Source organism: Rhizobium sp. UGM030330-04, from assembly GCF_003208455.1.
Taxonomy (GTDB): Bacteria; Pseudomonadota; Alphaproteobacteria; order Rhizobiales; family Rhizobiaceae; genus Agrobacterium; species Agrobacterium rhizogenes_A.
On the sequence record NZ_QKML01000005.1, the window covers coordinates 196568 to 215010 of the forward strand.

At 60.3% G+C, this 18443-nt stretch carries 22 protein-coding genes and 1 riboswitch; of the genes, 10 read left to right on the plus strand and 12 right to left on the minus strand.

Going from position 1 to position 18443, the window contains the following annotated elements:
- Nucleotides 1–3: 3 nt before the first annotated feature.
- Complete coding sequence (locus N434_RS09750) at nt 4–360, minus strand: hypothetical protein (protein WP_077767651.1); 357 nt, start codon at nt 358–360, stop codon at nt 4–6.
- Between the two features lie 221 nt (nt 361–581).
- Between N434_RS09750 and N434_RS09755 the strand changes: the two genes are divergently transcribed.
- Together N434_RS09755 and N434_RS09760 are read left to right on the plus strand one after the other, a co-directional pair.
- Nucleotides 582–1184 (plus strand): superoxide dismutase, encoded by a 603-nt coding sequence (locus N434_RS09755; protein WP_065115131.1) that lies wholly within the window; start codon nt 582–584, stop codon nt 1182–1184.
- Between the two features lie 119 nt (nt 1185–1303).
- Entirely contained in the window at nt 1304–2149 is an 846-nt protein-coding gene (locus N434_RS09760; RefSeq protein WP_110757429.1) for a metallophosphoesterase, read from the plus strand.
- On the opposite strand, the gene N434_RS09765 is transcribed toward N434_RS09760, so the two are convergent.
- Nucleotides 2138–2848, minus strand: a complete 711-nt coding sequence (locus tag N434_RS09765; protein WP_110757431.1) for a helix-turn-helix transcriptional regulator — start codon at nt 2846–2848, stop codon at nt 2138–2140. The genes N434_RS09760 and N434_RS09765 overlap by 12 nt on opposite strands.
- A gap of 132 nt (nt 2849–2980) precedes the next feature.
- Here N434_RS09765 and N434_RS09770 point away from each other — a divergent pair, with 132 nt between their 5' ends.
- The 6 genes from N434_RS09770 to N434_RS09795 all read left to right on the plus strand — a co-directional run bounded on the left by N434_RS09770 (nt 2981) and on the right by N434_RS09795 (nt 7058).
- The gene (locus N434_RS09770; protein WP_110757433.1) at nt 2981–3610 is read left to right on the plus strand and encodes a LysE family translocator; all 630 of its coding nucleotides are present in this window, start codon (nt 2981–2983) and stop codon (nt 3608–3610) included.
- A gap of 118 nt (nt 3611–3728) precedes the next feature.
- A complete protein-coding gene (locus N434_RS09775) occupies nt 3729–4163 on the plus strand; it encodes a c-type cytochrome (RefSeq protein WP_046798595.1) in 435 nt (144 codons plus the stop codon).
- 88 nt (nt 4164–4251) lie between these two features.
- Nucleotides 4252–5172, plus strand: coding sequence for a cytochrome c (locus tag N434_RS09780; protein ID WP_110757435.1), 921 nt, complete (start codon nt 4252–4254; stop codon nt 5170–5172).
- Nucleotides 5173–5442: 270 nt separating this feature from the next.
- A riboswitch (cobalamin riboswitch) is annotated at nt 5443–5670 on the plus strand.
- Nucleotides 5671–5831: 161 nt separating this feature from the next.
- Entirely contained in the window at nt 5832–6014 is a 183-nt protein-coding gene (locus N434_RS09785; protein WP_046798597.1) for a CbtB domain-containing protein, read from the plus strand.
- Between the two features lie 11 nt (nt 6015–6025).
- A complete protein-coding gene (locus N434_RS09790) occupies nt 6026–6739 on the plus strand; it encodes a CbtA family protein (RefSeq protein WP_110757437.1) in 714 nt (237 codons plus the stop codon).
- 4 nt (nt 6740–6743) lie between these two features.
- Complete coding sequence (locus N434_RS09795; protein WP_110757438.1) at nt 6744–7058, plus strand: hypothetical protein; 315 nt, start codon at nt 6744–6746, stop codon at nt 7056–7058.
- Nucleotides 7059–7235: 177 nt separating this feature from the next.
- Here N434_RS09795 and N434_RS09800 read toward each other — a convergent pair whose 3' ends face one another.
- From N434_RS09800 to N434_RS09820, 5 genes are all read right to left on the minus strand, one after another.
- Nucleotides 7236–7802, minus strand: a complete 567-nt coding sequence (locus N434_RS09800; RefSeq protein ID WP_110757440.1) for a type 1 glutamine amidotransferase family protein — start codon at nt 7800–7802, stop codon at nt 7236–7238.
- Between the two features lie 21 nt (nt 7803–7823).
- Complete coding sequence (locus N434_RS09805) at nt 7824–8312, minus strand: GNAT family N-acetyltransferase (protein WP_003509304.1); 489 nt, start codon at nt 8310–8312, stop codon at nt 7824–7826.
- A 195-nt stretch (nt 8313–8507) separates the two neighbouring features.
- Complete coding sequence (gene pip / locus N434_RS09810; RefSeq protein ID WP_110757442.1) at nt 8508–9455, minus strand: prolyl aminopeptidase; 948 nt, start codon at nt 9453–9455, stop codon at nt 8508–8510.
- Between the two features lie 81 nt (nt 9456–9536).
- Entirely contained in the window at nt 9537–9950 is a 414-nt protein-coding gene (locus N434_RS09815; RefSeq protein ID WP_065116155.1) for a MerR family transcriptional regulator, read from the minus strand.
- Nucleotides 9951–10060: 110 nt separating this feature from the next.
- On the minus strand, nt 10061–10411 hold the full coding sequence (locus N434_RS09820) for a hypothetical protein (protein WP_110757444.1): 351 nt from the start codon (nt 10409–10411) through the stop codon (nt 10061–10063).
- Nucleotides 10412–10539: 128 nt separating this feature from the next.
- Between N434_RS09820 and dmeR the strand changes: the two genes are divergently transcribed.
- Together dmeR and dmeF are read left to right on the plus strand one after the other, a co-directional pair.
- A complete protein-coding gene (gene dmeR, locus N434_RS09825; protein WP_003509296.1) occupies nt 10540–10812 on the plus strand; it encodes a Ni(II)/Co(II)-sensing transcriptional repressor DmeR in 273 nt (90 codons plus the stop codon).
- 84 nt (nt 10813–10896) lie between these two features.
- Nucleotides 10897–11880 (plus strand): CDF family Co(II)/Ni(II) efflux transporter DmeF, encoded by a 984-nt coding sequence (dmeF, locus tag N434_RS09830; protein WP_110757446.1) that lies wholly within the window; start codon nt 10897–10899, stop codon nt 11878–11880.
- Nucleotides 11881–11890: 10 nt separating this feature from the next.
- Here dmeF and N434_RS09835 read toward each other — a convergent pair whose 3' ends face one another.
- The 5 genes from N434_RS09835 to N434_RS09860 form a co-directional block, all read right to left on the minus strand.
- Nucleotides 11891–12178 (minus strand): hypothetical protein, encoded by a 288-nt coding sequence (locus N434_RS09835; protein ID WP_065115143.1) that lies wholly within the window; start codon nt 12176–12178, stop codon nt 11891–11893.
- Nucleotides 12179–12553: 375 nt separating this feature from the next.
- Nucleotides 12554–13660 (minus strand): quaternary amine ABC transporter ATP-binding protein, encoded by a 1107-nt coding sequence (locus N434_RS09840; RefSeq protein ID WP_110757449.1) that lies wholly within the window; start codon nt 13658–13660, stop codon nt 12554–12556.
- Nucleotides 13653–14561 carry an ABC transporter permease gene (locus N434_RS09845; RefSeq protein ID WP_110757451.1) on the minus strand — a complete coding sequence of 303 codons (909 nt, stop codon included), beginning with the start codon at nt 14559–14561 and terminating at the stop codon, nt 13653–13655. The genes N434_RS09840 and N434_RS09845 overlap by 8 nt, the downstream gene beginning before the upstream one ends.
- Before the next feature lie 243 nt (nt 14562–14804).
- A complete protein-coding gene (locus N434_RS09850) occupies nt 14805–15815 on the minus strand; it encodes an ABC transporter substrate-binding protein (protein WP_110757453.1) in 1011 nt (336 codons plus the stop codon).
- 497 nt (nt 15816–16312) lie between these two features.
- Entirely contained in the window at nt 16313–18412 is a 2100-nt protein-coding gene (locus N434_RS09860) for a S9 family peptidase (RefSeq protein ID WP_110757455.1), read from the minus strand.
- Between the last annotated feature and the right edge of the window lie 31 nt (nt 18413–18443).

Genomic DNA, 18443 nt, shown 5'->3' on the forward strand with positions numbered 1-18443 from the left:
CGATCAGGGTTTGGTGGAGCCGGGAATTTCCACCTTCAGCGTATCGCCGGCAAGTTCGCTGCCAAGCTCCACGGCCTTGGTCTTCTTGTCATAGACGCAGATGTGGCTGACCGTCGCATCCGCGCCCTTCGCCTTGCCGGTGAGGATGGCAAGACCGTAATTCTCGCTGCCGACAGGATCGACCACCGCCTTGGCATCCTCGATCATGTCCCTGGCGCCCGCAAGGCAGGCGGTCTGCACATCGGCCACGAATTCCTTCCACGCCTCATCGGAGGATGCGGCGGCGGGGAGTGCAAGCGATGAAAAGGCGCTGACGAGGAGGACGGAGCGGATCATGGGACGTGGGAAGCGGCGGGTCATGGAATTTCCTTCCTGCAATCTCGCTCAAGAGCGAACCGATAGGGTGGAAAACGGTACGCCAGGGTTGTGAAACAAATATGGTGGCGGCTGGGTTGAGAGGAATTTTCTCTTTTGTCGGAACATTTTGATATTTCGCAGGTTGCCCAAACACAGCTTCGCTCCTATGGTCCGCTCACACGGTTTCTAGGAGCGGTAACCCGCTGCAAAAAGGAGTAAAAACCATGGCCTTCGAACTTCCTGAACTCCCCTACGACTACGACGCGCTTGCACCTTACATGTCGCGCGAGACGCTCGAGTTCCATCACGACAAGCACCACAAGGCATATGTCGACAACGGCAACAAGCTGGCTGCCGAAGCCGGTCTTTCCGACCTGTCGCTCGAAGAAGTCGTGAAGAAGTCCTTTGGCACCAATGCCGGTCTCTTCAACAACGCTGCCCAGCACTACAACCACGTTCATTTCTGGAAGTGGATGAAGAAGGGCGGCGGCGGCAACAAGCTGCCGGGCAAGCTCGAGCAGGCGATTGCTTCCGATCTCGGTGGCTACGACAAGTTCAAGGCTGATTTCATCGCCGCCGGCACCACCCAGTTCGGCTCCGGCTGGGCATGGGTTTCCGTCAAGAACGGTAAGCTCGAAATCTCCAAGACCGCAAACGGCGAAAACCCGCTGGTTCATGGTGCAGAGCCGATCCTCGGTGTCGACGTCTGGGAACACTCCTACTACATCGACTACCGCAACCTGCGTCCGAAATACCTCGAAGCCTTCGTTGATAACCTCATCAACTGGGACTACGTCCTGGAGCGTTACGAAGCCGCTGCCAAGTAAGCTTGGCGAACGGAATTTTTTGAACACCCGGCCTTTGTGCCGGGTGTTCTGCTTTTGGGGCATGCCGTTCCGGCCGCTTGTCACAAGCCTGTCATCAGCCGGGTTTATCGCGGCGCATCATGACTGAAAAAAGCAAGCCTCTCTTCTCCTTCGGCATCGTCGCCGATCCCCAATATGCCGATGCCGATCCCCGCCCGGACATGGGGCGCTATTATGCCGAAAGCGTCAAAAAGCTCTCCGAAGCGGTGGCCGCCTTCAACGAAGAGGACCTCGCCTTCGTGGTGACGCTTGGCGACATCATCGACCGCGGCTTCGACAATTTCGATGCGATCCTCGGCGTTTATGACGGGCTTCGCCATCCCTCGGTCCTGTTGCCGGGTAATCATGATTTTTCAGTTGCGCCTGAACATCTGACCGCCATCCATGCCCGCCTTGGCATGCCCGCCCCCTGGCATGACTTCGCCATCGGCAATGTCCGCTTCGCCGTGCTCGATGGCAACGAGGTCAGTCTCTTCGCCCCGCCGCCCGGCGATCCGCGTCGCGCACTTGCACAGGAGCGGCTGAAGCACCTGCAGGAAGCGGGCGCGATCAATGCGCAGGACTGGAATGCATCGCTGAGCGACGAGCAGTTCGAATGGCTGCGAAACGTCCTGCAAACGGCGGATGCGGCGGACGAAAAAGTGATCGTGCTGTGCCACTATCCGCTTTATCCGCAAAACGCTCATAACATGTGGGATGCGCCGCGCATTCTCGACCTTCTCGGCGCCCATGCGTCGGCCGTCGCATGGTTCAATGGCCATAATCACGAAGGCAATTACGGTGTGCTGGGCAACACCCACTTCGTCAATTTCAAGGGCATGGTGGACACGCCCGACCAGAACACTTTCGCCATCGCCGATGTTTTCGAAGACCGGATCGTCATTCGCGGTTTCGGCCGCGAGGAAGATCGCCTCTTACGGCTGTGAGGATGGACTGCCCGGCTGGTTGTTCTGCCAGCCGCTCATCCACAATTGCCGCAGCTTTTCCCCTTCCAGCTTGAAAAAGCTGCCGGTGTTTTCGCAGCTCAGCACCCGGTCCGAGCGGAAGTTACGGATCGCCTGCCGTAATTCGCACCAGCCGACGATGTTCACCGTTTCCGAATAATAGATCACGGCAATCGGCCGAATCCGCCGTTCCGTCTGCGCGCCGCTTTCATCCCGATAGCGGATTTCCAGTCTTTCCTCGTCGCGCACCGCGCGCCTGACTGTGGCAAGGTCGATGCCGACAGGTGCTGGCGCGATGCTGCCCCAGGCATGCAGGGCATTGGCCGACAGGGTTTTGGACAGGGGTTCGGGCAGGGAAGCGGCGATCTTGTCGCTGGCCTTTTTCGCTGCCTGCCGCAATTCGGTATCACTGGAGCGGCCGACCATGGCGAGTGCGAGCACGATCGCCTCGGTCTCTTCGATGGAAAACATCAGCGGCGGCAGGCTGAAGCCGGGGCGCAGAATATAACCGACGCCGCGCTCGCCTTCGATGGGCACGCGCATGGTCTGGAGGGCGGCTATGTCGCGATAGACCGAACGGGCCGTCACCTCCAGCTTTTCGGCAATCGTCTGGGCGGTAACGGGCCGACGCGCCAGTCGCAGGATCTGGATGATCTCGAACAGTCTCGAAGCCTTGCGCATTGCCGCTTTTCCCTGTGGCTCCCCACGCAACTGACATAACGTTGTCAGTTGGCTTTTCCTATAAAGGACAAAACACATTGAGAAACATGCACTTTCCCGAATGTGCCATGAACCGTCCTGGGAGATACTGACATGAGTTACGCCGAAAATCTCTGGCTTTTCTTTCTCGTCCTGTTCGGCATCATCATCCTGCCGGGCATGGACATGCTGTTTGTGCTGGCAAGCGCGCTGACGGGCGGCAAGAGAACCGGCCTTTCCGCCGCAAGCGGCATGAGCGCCGGCGGCATCGTGCATTCGCTTTATGGCGCGGCCGGCGTTGGTCTGCTCGCCGCCTGGATGCCGTCGCTGTTCCTGCCGCTTCTCATTGCCGGCGCTGCCTATATGGTCTGGATCGGCATCGGCCTGATGCGCAGCGCCATCGTGGTGAATGGCGAGGAGGCGCAGGCGAGTGCCTCTGTGAGAAAGGCGTTCTGGCGGGCGGTGCTGACCTGCCTTTCCAACCCGAAGGCCTATCTGTTCATGATGGCCATCTATCCGCAATTCTTAAAACCGGCCTATGGCCCGATCTGGATGCAGGGGATGGTCATGGGCGCGATGGTGGCGGTGACGCAGTTTACCGTCTATGGCGCGCTGGCGCTGACGGCGGATAAAAGCCGGCAATGGCTGGTGTCCTCGCCCGGCGCCACGATCTTCATCGGCCGCGCCGCCGGTTTCATGCTGATTGCCGCGGCCCTGCTGACACTTTGGGAAGCCCTGTCCTAGACTTCTGTTTTCACGATAAAATTCACCGCAATGTGACTTCTTTTCGCCATCCGGAAAGGGCATCCTCCCGCCGTTCCATCAAGCGTCCGGCACCCGGCCGGAATCAAGGAGAGAGTGTATGAAACTGAAAACCATCGCGGCGGCCATGCTTTTCGGCTGTCTTTGCGCCGGAGCGGTCTATGCTGCCGGCGAAGTCGAAAAACGTGAAGGCATGATGAAGCAGATAGGTGGTTCCATGGGGGCGCTTGCCGCTATCTCCAAGGGTCAGAAGCCGTTCGATGCCGAAGCCGTCAAGGCTGCCGTGACGACCATCAGCACCAATGCCAAGGCTTTCCCCGAACAGTTCCCCGCCGGCACCGAGACCGGCAGCGCGGCTGCTCCCGCCATCTGGGAAAACTTCGAAGACTTCAAGGCCAAGGCGGCCAAGCTCGGTGCTGATGCCGATACGGTTCTTGCCAATCTCCCCACCGATCAGGCGGGCGTCACCACCGCCATGCAGACGCTCGGCGCCGATTGCGGCACCTGCCACCAGACCTATCGTCTGAAGAAGTAAGTCTCGAATTTCAAAACGCCGCTTCCCGGCGGCGTTTTTTCACTTTGAAAGACACCTGACCAGCTCGGGTGAGAATGGGGAGAGGGGTATGTCTTCCATCTGGACGAAGCTTGTGGGCGGGGCCGTGATCGCAGCCATTGCCGGCTATGGCATTTTCGCCTGGGTCACCGCGCCGGAACGTCAGGCGCCCAGCCATTGGGTCAGCCTCGGCGAACCGGATCTGGCCAATGGCGAAACGCTGTTCTGGGCGGGTGGTTGCGCAAGCTGTCACGCCGCACCGGATGCCACCGGCGATGCGCTGTTGACGCTCGCCGGTGGACAGGCGTTGAAAAGTCCCTTCGGCACCTTCCACGTTCCCAATATTTCCTCTGATCCGCAGCATGGTATCGGCGGCTGGACGCTGGCGGAATTCGGCGATGCCATGACGCGCGGGGTGGGAAAGAACGGCGAACATCTGTACCCGTCCTTCCCTTACGCCTCCTATGCGCGCATGACGCAGAAGGATGTCAACGACCTCTTCGGTTATCTGAAAACCCTGCCGGCCAGCCAGAATGATGCGCCGGATCACGACCTGCCGTTTCCCTTCAACCTGCGCATGGCGCTCGGCGGCTGGAAGTTCCTGTATTTCGACACCTCCGCCCCGCCGCGCGTCGAGCTTGCCAATGCCAATGCCGAATTGCTGCGCGGCCAATATCTGGTCGAAGGGCCGGGCCATTGCGGCGAATGCCACACCCCGCGCGATGCTCTCGGCGGTTTCCTGAAAGACAAATGGCTGGCCGGCGGTCCCAATCCCGAAGGTGAGGGCCGTATCCCCGATATCACGCCCGGTTCTGCGAGCATCGGCGCCTGGACGACGGCCGATATTGCCGGCTATCTGGAAACCGGCTTCACCCCGGAATTCGACAGCGTCGGCGGCTCCATGGTCAAGGTGCAGCAGAACATGGCGCATCTGACCGCCGAAGACCGCAATGCGATTGCCGCCTATCTGAAGGCGATCCCGTCTCGGTAGGGAGTTTGAAGCTCCCCTCCGTCATGCCGGCCTTGAGCCGGTATGCAGCCAGACCAAGTTCTTGGGATAAAAGAGCTTTTTCGCCGTGCGGACGCACGTCGGCTGGATTCCGGCTCAGGGCCGGAATGACGGGAGAGTGTTTTTTCGTTCCGGTTTCTCTTTCCAATCTAAAGCGCACAGCAACGGGCTAAACTCCAGGATGACGTTGACTGAGGTGCGTTGCCGGCAGTGCCAAAATCTCGCCGCCATTGACTCCCGCACCCACCCGGCAGATAACATCTGCGTGATGGTTCCTTCCGGGCGTTCCGGAAGGTGAAAAGGGAACACGATAGGGAGCAATCCTCATTCGTGGCTGCCCCCGCAACTGTGAGCGGAGAGCCTGAAACGAAATGCCACTGGCAAGCCATCTCGCCCCCATTCAAGGCGAGGGCGATGCCGGGAAGGTGTTTCAGGTTTTGACCCGCAAGCCAGGAGACCTGCCATCACGGAAATGTCCATGCCGGCGGGGTGTCCGGAAGAGCGGAATGTCAGGGTCGTCGGTTCGATACCCCTGTTTCAGTCTCGTATCCCCGTGGTGAAGTGTATCGTATGCGGCTGCGCGGTTTTTTGCCGTTCGGCCGCGTCTTATGGCGCGGGGTCGCGCCGGGAGAGGGGTCACCATGTCCATCCAGCAGAATACGGCCAATGCTGCCGTTTCAGCAAAAACGGGCAGCTTCGCGCAATCGCTGACGGCGATCGTGCTGGGCCTGTTCGTAGTCGGTTTTGTCGGCTTTTCGCATGTGGAAGCCGTTCACAATGCTGCGCATGACACGCGTCATGCCAATGCCTTCCCCTGCCATTGAGGGGAAACGGCATGTCATTTTTTCGCAATATCGTCTTTACCGCCGTTCTGGTCGGCATCGTCGGCGGTTTGGCCGTCTCGGCCATGCAGGCTTTCGGCACCACGCCGCTCATCCTTCAGGCGGAAACCTTTGAAAGCGCCGGCGGCGAAGCGGCCCACAGCCATGATGCGGTAGCACCCGGCGCTGCGGTTCCCGCCCATGAGTATAATGACGAGGCCTGGGCTCCGGCCGATGGCTTCGAGCGCACGGCCTATACCGTTGCCGCCAATGTGCTGACGGCCATCGGTTACGCGCTTGTTCTGACCGGTCTTATCTCGCTGCGCGGCACCGATGCCGGCTGGCGCGAAGGTCTTCTGTGGGGCGTTGCCGGTTTTGCCGCCGTCATGCTCGCACCGATGATCGGCCTGCCGCCGGAATTGCCGGGAAGCCCGGCCGCAGCACTTGAGGTACGGCAGATCTGGTGGCTCTCGACGGTTGCCGCAACCGCGGGCGGCATTGCGCTGATCGCGTTTCGCCGCGAACCCTGGGCCATCGTTCTGGCTCTCGTGCTGATCGTCGCACCGCATGTGGTGGGCGCACCGCTGCCGCCGGAAGGCGAACATGCGCTGGCGCCGCTGCCGCTTGAACGGCAGTTCATCGTTGCCGCCACCATCACCAGCTTCGTTTTCTGGGCGCTGCTTGGTACATTGAGCGCGTTTTTCCTGAAACGCTTCCAGTCGGCGTAAATGCATGCAGGACGCAGCGGAGTGGAGTGACGAACTCGATGCGCTGCGTTTTGCCGTTCCAGGTCACGGCGCTTTCTGCGCCGTGCACCGCCTTGCCTTCAAGGCCGCTCTGGGCCCAAGCCCTGATCGTGATGCGGCGCTTGCCTATTTTTACGACCACGAGGCTGCCTTTGCCGCTGCGGCACTCGCCAAGATAAGACGCTCAAACTTGCCCGCCGGCCGCAGCCTGCATTTGAACAGCCGCGATATCCGCCGCGCGATTGCCGGCGAGGGACCGGAGTTTGCGGCGCGTGTGTGCCGGGTGCTTGATCGAGAATAGCGCAGGATGATTTGCGAGAGGCGTCTTCTCCTTGACCGTCATGCCGGACTTGATCCGGCATCCAGCCGACGCGCGTCTGCGCGGCGGGAGAAGTCTTTTCAGCCCAAGGACTTGGGCTGGCTGGATACCGGCTCAGGGCCGGTATGACGGAGAGAGGGCGGAATAAGGCTCTGCGCCTTACCGATGCTCCGCCGCGAAAATTCCAAGTTCCGCCTCGGCTTCCGGACCAAAGAGGCCGAGGGTTTTCAGAATTTCCACCGCGAAGCTCACCGGTGCGCTGCCGGCGGCCGTGATGACGCCGCCATCGCTGACCGCCTTCGGCTGGTCGCGATAAAGACCGTCGCCACGATAGGTCGGATAGGCCTTGTGCGAGGCGAGCGAATTGCCGGTATGGGCGACATGGTTCAGGATACCCGTGCCGGCCAGCGCGCTTGCCGCCGCACAGATACCGGCAACCAGCCGGTCCTTTTCGCGAAAGCGCTGCACCAGCCCGCCAAGATCGGCCGCCGTGCCCTTTTCCCAGCTGAGGCCGCCGGGAATGACGAGCGCATCGATGTTATCAGGATCAAGCGCGTCATAGGAGGTTTCGGGCGTTACATTCAGCCCGCCCATCGACGTTACCGGCCGCCCGTCCGGGGTGGCATGAACGATCTCGACGCCGAGATAGCTGCGTGCCGCCGCCGCAAGCAGCGCCGGTTCCCAGTCCGCAAAATCCTGCGCCAGCGCAATGGCGATCCGTGTCATGGCCGTCTCCGTCGGTTTTGATCAGGCGATGGACTGCATGTAGCGCATGCCGGTAACCGGACGCGGCGCGAAATCCATGTTTTCGTAGAAACGATGTGCCGCCACATTGCCGGTCGTGGCGCTGACGGAAAGATAGTCGCAACCCAGCCGCTTGGCGATATCGCGGGCGCGGGAAACCAGATGCTGGCCCGTGCCGTGGCCGCGATGGCCGTCACGCACGAAGAGATGGTGCAGCTCAAGCCCGCGCCGGCCTTCCTGCGCCCTGTAGAGCGGCAGAAGCAGCGCGTAGCCGATCAGCGCGCCATCGGCTTCGGCAACAAGACCATGCACCCAGGGCAGGGGGCCGAACAGGTCGCGCTCAAGCTTGGCCGGCGTGATCGCCGCCGCATCGCCATGGTAGGAGGCAAGCAGCGTGATCATCTCGTTAAGCTCGGGCAAATCCGTCTTGCGGGCGCCGCGAATGATGACGACGGGCGGTCTTTCCAGTGTAAGGGAGCTATCTTCGGTCATTTTTTCGGTCCTTTGGTCTTATCTGTGCCGTCAGGACGTTTGAAAACAACAAAGCCGCCTGACGGCGGCTTGTTGACAATATGATCTGTCGAGCCGCCCTTAAAGGTAGGCCCAAAAGTACGAGCAGGAGATGGGTGCGCGTTCGTTGATCATGGCGAATGCAATGCGCCCGAATCCTTAATCTGTCAAGCGGCTTCAATTTGCAAATCGTGCGATTGCTGAAACAATCGCATCTTCCATCCCGGTATCACCGGTGGAATGCCCGGCTCCACCTATGGCAATCAACTCGCTTCCCGGCCATGCGGCGGCAAGGTCGTAAGCGGTGACGGGCGGTCCCTGCAGGTCGCGCATGCCCTGGATGAGCACGCCGGGAATGCCGGCAAGCAGGCCGGCATTGCGCAAAAGCACGCCGTCTTCCAGCCAGGCCGCATGGTGGAAATAATGGGCGCAGAGACGGGCACGGGTCAGGATATAATCGCCGTCGCGCCATTTTTCCGGAAAGGCCGAGCTGGCCTCCGCACTGATCGAGCCCGCCTCCCACAAATGCCACTCAAGCGCCGCCATCTGGCGGATGGCCGGGTCAGGATCGTTTAAAAGCTGCAGATACGCGCCGACGGGATCTTCCTTCGGCAGATGATCCGGGATAGCCGCGATGAAACGCTGCCATTGTTGCGGCAGAAACATCGCCAGCCCCTTGTAAAGCCAGTCGATCTCCTTTTGCCGCGTGGTGGTGACGCCGGCCAGCACCATCGCGCGCACCCGCTCCGGGTGGCGCTGGGCATAGGCCAGTGCGAGCGTGGCGCCCCAGGAGCTGCCGTAAACCAGCCAGTCATCCACCGAAAGCGCGCAGCGGATAGCCTCCATGTCGTCGATCAGGTGGTGTGTGGTGTTGTGCGCAAGGCTCTCGCTAGCATTCGGCGTGCTTTTGCCACAGCCGCGCTGGTCGAACTGGATGATGCGGTAATGGGCGGGATCGAAATAGCGTCTGGCCGTCGCCGAAAGCCCCGAACCGGGGCCGCCATGCAGCAGGATCGCCGGCCGCCCCGCCGGATTGCCGGTAATCGTCACATGCAGCCGGTGGCCTTCTGAAACCTCGAGAAAAACAGTCTCGAACGGGGTGATTTCGGGAAATATTTCGGCCATCCGGCATCCCTTCTTCAAGCAGGAGAGAGCGCATACAGGGCGCGGATGACAGTGGAATGTCAGCCCTGTTCCGGGTTGGCCCTAGTGTTCGCCGCCGCACATGCCATGGTCGGAAAGCGCGCGGATGACGTAACAATCCTCGATGGAATGGCCATCGCAATGGGCGACGATGCGTTCCAGCTCGTGTTCCAGTTTCCTGAGCTTGGCGATTTTTTCGCGCACATCGGCCAGATGTTCGGCGGCGATGCGATCCGCGCCCTCGCACGGCATCTGCCGGTGCTGGCTAAGCGCGATCAGCTCACGGATGGCCTCGATATTCAGCCCGAGATCGCGCGCGTGGCGGATGAAGGCCAGCCTTTCGAGGTCGGACTTTTCATAACGGCGCTGGTTGCCATCGGAACGATCGGCTTCGCGGATGAGGCCCATCTGCTCGTAATAACGGATCGTCGGCACCTTCACGCCGGTGCGTTTCGACAATTCACCGATGGACAGCATGGCTTTCTCCATATCCCGGACGCGGCAGAGGGGCGGAATGGTTCCGCCGCTCATCATCCGATGCTCTAGTCTCTAGAGATATGGTGTTTTCGCCCGCTGTTCAATGGGCCTCAGGCGGCGTCTTCCACACCCAGAGCCTCAGCCAGCGCCTTGAGAACCTCATTCTCGATGGTGGATGCGGCTTCGGGCCGAGCGGAGGCAGTCATTTGAAGGGCAGGCCTGATGGAGGTGGCACCGCTATCGAGGTTCCACAGTGCGGCGGCAAGACCGGCGGAAATGCTGGCGGCGGCCGGCGCAACGGCCGGTGCGACGCTCTCGGCGCTGGAAATGGCGCGGTGCGCCGCCCGGGTCAGCTCCAGCAGGGTCTCTGTGGTGGAGTGGATTTCCCTGCTTTTTGCCGGTTCGAGGCCACGGACCGAAGTGCCGTAATAGCTGCTGGTGGTTGCTGCAATAGTCGTCATGACTGAGTCCCCCTGAGTTCTGATGGGTAGTTTTAGGAACCGAAACATTCGCGAAGATTGCGTCTTGCGGGGCTTGAAGGCAAAATCGTCCTCATATAGTATACCCCCCTATACTATATGAGGTGCTCATGTCCCATACGATCCGCAACAAGGAAAAGCTGCTCGCCCGCATCCGCCGCCTGAAAGGGCAGATGGAGGCAGTGGAGCGTGCGCTTGATGATGCCAAGCCCTGCGGCGAGGTGCTGCAATTGCTGGCTTCGGTGCGCGGCGCGCTTTCCGGCCTGACGGGGGAGGTGATGCAGGAGCATCTGCACGAACATGTGGTGCATGCCGAAAATGAAGACGAGCGGGCGCGGGCAGCGGAAGAACTGGCCCAGGTGCTGAAGACTTACATCCGCTAGCACGCCCCCCCAAAAAAGTGTCCGCGACTTTGGGAAAAGCCATGCGTGGAACGACTAGCTTGAAGATCGAACAGGATTAGCGACATGACGACGACATCCGAATTCCCTGCCACGACCGGCCACGACCATGTTTTTCTCGGCCAGAACCATGAGCGCAATGAAAAGCGCGTGTGGATGGTGATTGCGCTGACCACCGTGATGATGGTGGCCGAGATTGTCGCCGGCCACTGGTTCGGCTCCATGGCACTGACAGCGGACGGATGGCACATGTCCACCCATGCGGGCGCGATGCTGATTTCGGCGCTGGCCTATCTTTATGCCCGGCGTGAGGCGCGCAACCCGCGCTTCACTTTCGGCACCGGCAAGTTCGGTGATCTCGCAGGTTTTGCCAGCGCCATCGTACTGGCGGTGGTGGCGCTGCTGATCGCCGTCGAAAGCGCCATGCGCCTCGTCAGCCCGGTCGAGATCGACTTCAACCAGGCGATCCTCGTCGCCGTCATCGGCCTTGCCGTCAATCTCGTCAGCGCCCTGCTTTTGAAGGATGACCATCATCATGACCACGGGCATGGACACGGCTCGCATGCCCATCACGATCACGGCAGCCACGCGCACCATGGCGACCATGGCGCGGCAAAGGGCGGCAGGGACAATAATCTGCGTGCCGCCTATCTGCATGTGCTGGCGGATGCGCTGACCTCGGTTCTCGCCATCGTCGCGCTGCTGCTCGGCAAATGGAACGGCTGGTTCTTCCTCGACCCGCTGATGGGCATTGTCGGCGGTCTGGTCATCGCCCGCTGGTCATGGGGGCTGGTGCGCTCCACGGCGGCAACCCTGCTCGATGCCGTGCCGCAGACGGAATATCTGCCGCAGGAAATCCGTGAAAGCGTCGAGACGGAAGAAGATCGCATCACCGACCTGCATGTCTGGCAGGTGGGGCCGGGGCACCATGCGGCCATCGTGGCGATCCAGTCGCAGGCACCGAAGGCACCTGATTTCTACAAGCGGAAACTTGCAGCCATACATGAACTGTCGCATGTGACGGTGGAGGTCAGCCCGGCAAGGGCCTGAGAAGAATCGCCTATTCGTATTCGGAATAGGCGCTGCGCACCCACTCGGCCTGTGCTTCCGCCTTGTCCTCGGCGGAAGCCACTGCGGGCGTATCCTGATAGGCCGGCGCGCTGCCATTGCCCACGGCCCACAATACGTTGGCCAGCGAATGCGAAAGAATGGTGCTGGAAACGGTCGGGTTGCCGGGGCCGCGTTTGACGGCCTGCTCCTCCGGCGCGCTTTGCGTGCTGCCGGCTTTTTCGATCTCGCGGATACGTCCCTGATAATTGTATCCGCCGATATTGCTTTCGATCTGCATGTCGGTGATTCCGCGTTCAAAAGTTAACGAAGGGTTAACGGCGGCGACTTGTCTGAAACTTGCGCTTGCTGCGTTGCAGCGACTGTCGAGGGTTGACAGCCGACGAAGTAGTGCTTCGTTTTTGCATAGTGAAGACGGGGCAGGAGGTGATTGCCAGCTTTGTCCCTCGCGGCATTGCAGTCCGGTTTAAATTTCTGGCGCCGTGAATACCTCACTCCCGTCATTCCGGCCTTGAGCCGGAATCCAGCCGACGCGCGTCTGCGCGGCGAGAGAGTCCTTTCAGCCCAAGGACTTGGGCTGGCTGGATACCGGCTCAAGGCCGGTATGACGGAAAGAGGAAATCTCGCGGACGCGGCCAATCCGTCCGGTGCCGGATTACGCCGTTTCCTTCTCCACCGGCATAACCGTTTCCTGGAGCTTCTCCGGCTTCTCCGCCGCTTCCGCCTCCGCCTCAACCTCCTGCGGCGCTGGTGTCACCATCGCCGCCACCAGCGTATCGAGGCCGATCGAGCCGACAGCTTTGCCGTCCTCATCCACCACATGCGCCTGTGTCTCGTTGGCTTCCGACATATCGCGGGCAATGGTCTCCAGCGTCGCGCTTTCCGGCACGGACATGCCCTGCGGTTTGCTGTCCAGCGGCTCCATGACGGTGGTGGCCTGCAGCACGCGGCCGCGATTGACGTCGCGCACGAAGTCGGTGACGTAGCCATCGGCAGGGGAGAGAATGATGCTCTGGCCGTCGCCCTGCTGCACCACTTCGCCGTCCTTCAGAATGGCGATATGGTCGCCCAGCCGCAAAGCCTCGTCCAGATCGTGGGTGATGAAGACAACGGTCTTCTTCAGCTCCTGCTGCAGATCGAGCAGCATGGTCTGCATGTCGACACGGATCAGCGGATCGAGCGCCGAATAGGCTTCATCCATCAGGAGGATATCGGCGTCATTGGCAAGCGCCCGGGCAAGGCCCACACGTTGCTGCATGCCGCCGGAAAGCTGGTTCGGATAATAATCCTCGTAACCGGCAAGGCCGACGCGCTCCAGCCAGTAACGGCCCTTTTCCTCGCTCTTGCTGCGCGGCACGCCCTGGATGTCGAGGCCGTAGACGCTGTTTTCCAGCACCGTGCGGTGTGGCAAGAGGCCGAATTTCTGGAACACCATCGCCGTCTTGTGGCGGCGGAATTGCCTGAGTGCCGAGGTGCTCATGCCGCAGATATCCTCGCCGTCATAAAGAACCTCACCCGCTGTCGGGTCGATCAGCCGGTTGATGTGGCGGATGAGCGTCGACTTGCCGGAGCCGGAAAGACCCATGACGACGGTGATCTTGCCGCCCGGCATGGTGATGTTGATGTTGTTGAGGCCGAGAACGTGGTTGTGTTTGTCGTTCAGCTCGGCCTTGTCCATGCCCGACCGCACCGCTTCGAGATATTTCTCGGGATGCTTGCCGAAGATCTTGTAAAGATTCTTGATTTCGATGCTTTTAGCCATGGGAGACCTCGCGGTACTTCTGCAGGCGCTTGCCAAAAGCCTGGCTCGCCCGGTCGAACATGATGGCGATGGCGACCAGAGCGAAACCGTTCAGGAAGCCCACCGTGAAGAACTGGTTGTTGATGGCCTGCAGCACGTTCTTGCCGAGCCCGCCGACACCGACCATGGAGGCGACGACGACCATGGCGAGCGCCATCATGATGGTCTGGTTGATGCCGGTCATGATGGTGGGCAGTGCCAGCGGCAGCTGCACGTTGAATAGCTTCTGGCCATTGGAGGAGCCGAAGGCATCGGCCGCTTCCAGCACTTCGCGATCAACCAGGCGAATGCCGAGGCTGGTCAGGCGAATGACGGGCGGAATGGCATAGATCACCACTGCGATCAGGCCCGGAACCTTGCCGATGCCGAAAATCACCACCACGGGGATGAGATAAACGAAGCTGGGCAGGGTCTGCATCACGTCGAGCACGGGATTGATGAGGCGTTGCAGGCGTTCGGAACGACCCATCAGGATGCCGAGCGGCAGGCCGATGACGATGGCGATCAGGGTGGCGATGGCGACGATGGACAGTGTCGTCATGGCGTCTCGCCAGAGGCCGACCGCGCCGATCATCAGCAGGGAAATGGCGGTGCCGCCGGTGATCTTGATGCTGCGCCCGGCCAGATGCACGATGGCGAGAATGACCAGCATGGTGATGATCCACGGCGTCTGGATGAACAGCCGCTCCGAGGAATTGAGGAACAGTTGCAGCGGATGCACGACGACATCGATCGCATCGCCGTAATTGCGCACGATGTCGCGAAACCCGTCATCGATGGTCTTGCGTGCCACACGCATCGTGGAGTTGTCGATGGCCGGGAACTTGCAGAGCAGGTCCGGCAGGTAATTGCAGAGGGCCATTATTGTTGTTTTCCCTTTGGGTTTTGGGGATGGGGGGAGGTTGGAGTGCGCGGGCACCCCCCTCTGTCCTGCCGGACATCTCCCCCACAAGGGGGGAGATCGACCTGCGGCAAAGTCTCACCCATCTTGATGGTTGAGGATGAAGCGGTGAAAGCGCGCCCAGCCGATCTCCCTCCTTGTGGGGGAGATGCCCGGCAGGGCAGAGGGGGGTAAGCGGCTTGCGCCGACTCCCCCATCAACCAATCACATCGAAGCCTTGATCTTCTCCGCCACCTCGGCCGGAACCCACTTCGTCCAGATGTCCTCGTGGTTTTCGAGGAAATATTCCGCGCCATCCTCGTTGGTGCCCTGGTTCTCATCCATCCAGGCGAGGATTTCGGCGACCACCTTGTTGTCCCAGTTGCGGGCCTTGATGTAGTCCATCGTCACGCCGGCCTTGCCTTCGAAATCCTTGGTGATGACGGTGTAGACATCGGCCACCGGATAGGCGTTGACCTTGGGATCGGCGCAATCGACCTTGGCGGTGCATTCGTCGAAATGGGCGCGGTCGAGTTCGACGCCGTCATCCAGCTTCACCATCTCGTATTTGCCGAGAATGGCGGTGGGCGACCAGTAATAGCCGAGCCAGCCCTGCTTCTTTTCGAATGCATTGGCGATGGAGCCATCGAGGCCGGCGGCGGAGCCGGTATCGACCAGCGTGAAGCCCTTTTTGTCGCCTTCGCGTGCCTTGTAGAGATTGGTGGTTGTCACCTGGCAGTTCCAGCCGGAGGGGCAATTGTGCACGGCGCCCTTGCTGGCGTCCTCCGGGGCGGGGAAGAGTTCGGGATGCTTCAGCGCATCCTCGACGGTCTTGATGTCGGGGTGTTCATCGGCGATGAATTTCGGGATCCACCAGCCTTCGATACCGCCTTCGGAAAGAATTTTCGATGCCTCGATCATGCGGCCGTCCTTGACGGCGGCATCGAGCGGCTCGCGCACGGCATTCACCCACAATTCGGGCGCCATGTCCGGCTGGCCCTTTTCGTTCATGGAGGCGAAGGTCGGCATGGTATCGCCGCTGACGACGTTGACCGTGCAGTCATAGCCGTTTTCCATGATGAACTTGTCGACGTAAGCCGCGACACCGGCGGATGCCCAGTTCATTTCGGCGATGGAGATGCTGCCGCACGCTTCGGCGGCATTGGCGGAATGTGCTGCACCGGCAGCGATGGTAAAGCCCGTTACGAGAATGGTCGAGGCCAGGAGTTTCTTCATGGTGTAAGACCCCCAAGTCTGATGCAGTGTTTTCAGTTGGCAAAGCGGGAGCACTGCAAAGCCCGGATTGCCAAGGGCGAACTGACATGGCGCATGGAAAAGCCGAAAAATCCCGGCAAGAAGAATATCCGCAGAACACGCTACGGAATTGCCGCAAGAAGAGCGGCGAAAAGGCGCATGAATATGTCAATGACCGGCATAATACGGCCAAAAAGTGATATTGCAACGCGAAATGGCGCATCGCAGCCATGCGTTCGATTTTTGGAACGTTTTCTCATTTGATGTAATACATGAAATATATTCTGATTTTACAGAAATATATTATAAATTTCAGTAAGATGAAATAAAAATCCTGCTGCAGTCAAGTTGGGATTCAAGGAAAAAATAAAGTCGCGATTTTGTGGAAAAAATATTCGAAAAGAGGTTTTGCGAAGGTATTTTTATGCTGTTTCGGTGCGGGCGGCGGCTCTGTCGCCGCCCGTTCCACGGTCAGGATGTCAAACGGCGTCCTTGCCAGCCACCTTCAGCGCGAAGGCATATTCGAAGGCGATTTCTTCCAGCCGCTGGAAACGGCCGGACTTGCCGCCATGGCCTGCCGCCATGTTGGTCTTGAGCAGAATCGGCGCTTCTCCCGTCGTCTTTTCGCGCAGCTTCGCCACCCATTTGGTCGGCTCCCAATAGGTCACCCGCGGGTCGGTCAGGCCGGATAGCGCCAGAATCGGCGGGTAAGGCTTCGCACCGACATTGTCATAGGGACTATAGGCAGCGATCCAGCCATATTCCTCCGCCGATTCCAGCGGATTGCCCCATTCGGGCCATTCCGGCGGGGTCAGCGGCAGGGTGTCGTCCAGCATGGTGGTCAGCACGTCCACGAAGGGAACGGCGGCGATGATGCCGGCGAATTTTTCCGGCGCCATATTGGCGACGGCCCCCATCAGCATGCCGCCGGCCGAGCCGCCTTCTGCGATGATGCGGTCATAGGAGGTGAAACCCTCCTGAACCAGATGATCGGCAGCGGCGATGAAGTCCTTGAAGGTGTTCTGTTTGTCTTCCATCTTGCCGGTTTCGTACCATTCGAAGCCCTTGTCCTTGCCGCCGCGAATATGGGCGATGGCATAGATGAAACCACGGTCGGCGAGCGACAGTGTGGTGGTGGAGAAGGAGGCGGGAATGGTGATGCCGTAAGCGCCATAACCATAAAGCAGGCAGGGGGCGGAACCGTCAAGCGCCACATCCTTGCGGTAAAGCAGCGAGACCGGCACCAGTTCGCCATCATGGGCGGGCGCCATGATGCGGCGCGTGATGTAATCATCAGGATTGTGGCCCGAGGGTACTTCCTGCGTCTTCAGAAGGGTCCGCTCCCGCGTCACCATGTCGTAATCGAACAGCTGGCTCGGCGTCGTCATCGAGGAATAGGAGAAGCGGATGACATCGGTGTCATATTCCGCGGCGCCATGCAGGCCAAGCGAATAGGCCTCCTCGGCAAAGGCGATGGAATGTTCCTCGCCCGTGCGACGATCGCGGATGACGATGCGCGGCAGGCCGTCGCGGCGTTCCAGCCAGACCAGGTGGCGGGCATAGGCATCGACGGAGAGAATGAGACGGCCCGGCTCATGCGGGACGATCTCTTTCCAGTTCTCTTTGCCGGGCGCAGTGACCGACGCTTCCACGATACGGAAATCCTTGGCATCGCCGTCATTGGTGAGGATGAAGAAGACATCGCCGCCTTCGCACATCGAATATTCGATGCCTTCCTCGCGCTCCGCCACCACGGCAGGTTCGGCGGTCAGGTCGCTGGTGGAGAGAAGGCGGTATTCGCTGGTTTCATGGTCGTGAATGTCGATGAAGATGAAATCGTCGAGAACCGACGCGCCGACGCCCATGAAGAAGCCGGGGTCCTTTTCCTCATAGACCAGCCGGTCGGACGATTGCGGCTCGCCGATGATGTGATGGAAAACCTTGGAGGGGCGATGGTTTTCGTCCTGCAGCGTATAGAAGAAGCTCTTGCCGTCAGGCGCCCAGGCCCCGCCGCCGCCGGTGTTTTCCACGACGTCGGCAAGGTCCTCGCCGTTTTCGAGGTTGCGGATGCGCAGGGTGAAATATTCCGAGCCCTTGTCATCGTAACCCCAGATGCCGTAGCTGTGATCTGAAGACTGGTCGAGGCCGGACAGGCGGAAATAATCCTTGCCTTCGGCCTCCTTGTCGCCGTTCAGAAGCACGTGTTTTTCGCCGCCATCGCGCGGTGTGCGGAAATAATGCGGCTGCTCGCCGCCGGTCACGAACAACGTGCCATAGGCATAGGGGCCGTCCCTTACCGGAACGGAGGAATCATCCTGCTTGATGCGGCCCTTCATCTCCGTAAACAGCTTTTCCTGAAGTGCGCCGGTGTCGCCCATCGCCGCTTCCATATAGGCGTTTTCCGCCTCCAGATGGGCGCGGATCGCGGGGTCGAGAATGGATGTGTCCTTGAACATGGCCTGCCAGTTATCGGCCCGGAACCATGCGTAGTCGTCGGTGCGGGTAATGCCGTGATGCGTATCCTGAACAGGCCGTTTTTCGGCGGTCGGGGCGGCGGGCAGGTTCTTGAAAATCGGCAAGGGAAACTCGCTTTCCTGTAAAAATTCTTGG

Coding starts and splice junctions, on each gene's coding strand:
- N434_RS09755 (WP_065115131.1), top strand. CDS start 582: ATGGCCTTCGAACTTCCTGAACTCCCCTACGACTACGACGCGCTTGCA.
- N434_RS09770 (WP_110757433.1), top strand. CDS start 2,981: ATGAGTTACGCCGAAAATCTCTGGCTTTTCTTTCTCGTCCTGTTCGGC.
- dmeF (WP_110757446.1), top strand. CDS start 10,897: ATGACGACGACATCCGAATTCCCTGCCACGACCGGCCACGACCATGTT.
- N434_RS09835 (WP_065115143.1), bottom strand. CDS start 12,178: ATGCAGATCGAAAGCAATATCGGCGGATACAATTATCAGGGACGTATC.
- N434_RS09780 (WP_110757435.1), top strand. CDS start 4,252: ATGTCTTCCATCTGGACGAAGCTTGTGGGCGGGGCCGTGATCGCAGCC.
- N434_RS09845 (WP_110757451.1), bottom strand. CDS start 14,561: ATGGCCCTCTGCAATTACCTGCCGGACCTGCTCTGCAAGTTCCCGGCC.
- dmeR (WP_003509296.1), top strand. CDS start 10,540: ATGTCCCATACGATCCGCAACAAGGAAAAGCTGCTCGCCCGCATCCGC.
- N434_RS09840 (WP_110757449.1), bottom strand. CDS start 13,660: ATGGCTAAAAGCATCGAAATCAAGAATCTTTACAAGATCTTCGGCAAG.
- N434_RS09795 (WP_110757438.1), top strand. CDS start 6,744: ATGCAGGACGCAGCGGAGTGGAGTGACGAACTCGATGCGCTGCGTTTT.
- N434_RS09785 (WP_046798597.1), top strand. CDS start 5,832: ATGTCCATCCAGCAGAATACGGCCAATGCTGCCGTTTCAGCAAAAACG.
- N434_RS09850 (WP_110757453.1), bottom strand. CDS start 15,815: ATGAAGAAACTCCTGGCCTCGACCATTCTCGTAACGGGCTTTACCATC.
- N434_RS09750 (WP_077767651.1), bottom strand. CDS start 360: ATGACCCGCCGCTTCCCACGTCCCATGATCCGCTCCGTCCTCCTCGTC.
- N434_RS09775 (WP_046798595.1), top strand. CDS start 3,729: ATGAAACTGAAAACCATCGCGGCGGCCATGCTTTTCGGCTGTCTTTGC.
- N434_RS09765 (WP_110757431.1), bottom strand. CDS start 2,848: ATGCGCAAGGCTTCGAGACTGTTCGAGATCATCCAGATCCTGCGACTG.
- N434_RS09820 (WP_110757444.1), bottom strand. CDS start 10,411: ATGACGACTATTGCAGCAACCACCAGCAGCTATTACGGCACTTCGGTC.
- N434_RS09760 (WP_110757429.1), top strand. CDS start 1,304: ATGACTGAAAAAAGCAAGCCTCTCTTCTCCTTCGGCATCGTCGCCGAT.
- N434_RS09815 (WP_065116155.1), bottom strand. CDS start 9,950: ATGCTGTCCATCGGTGAATTGTCGAAACGCACCGGCGTGAAGGTGCCG.
- pip (WP_110757442.1), bottom strand. CDS start 9,455: ATGGCCGAAATATTTCCCGAAATCACCCCGTTCGAGACTGTTTTTCTC.
- N434_RS09805 (WP_003509304.1), bottom strand. CDS start 8,312: ATGACCGAAGATAGCTCCCTTACACTGGAAAGACCGCCCGTCGTCATC.
- N434_RS09790 (WP_110757437.1), top strand. CDS start 6,026: ATGTCATTTTTTCGCAATATCGTCTTTACCGCCGTTCTGGTCGGCATC.
- N434_RS09800 (WP_110757440.1), bottom strand. CDS start 7,802: ATGACACGGATCGCCATTGCGCTGGCGCAGGATTTTGCGGACTGGGAA.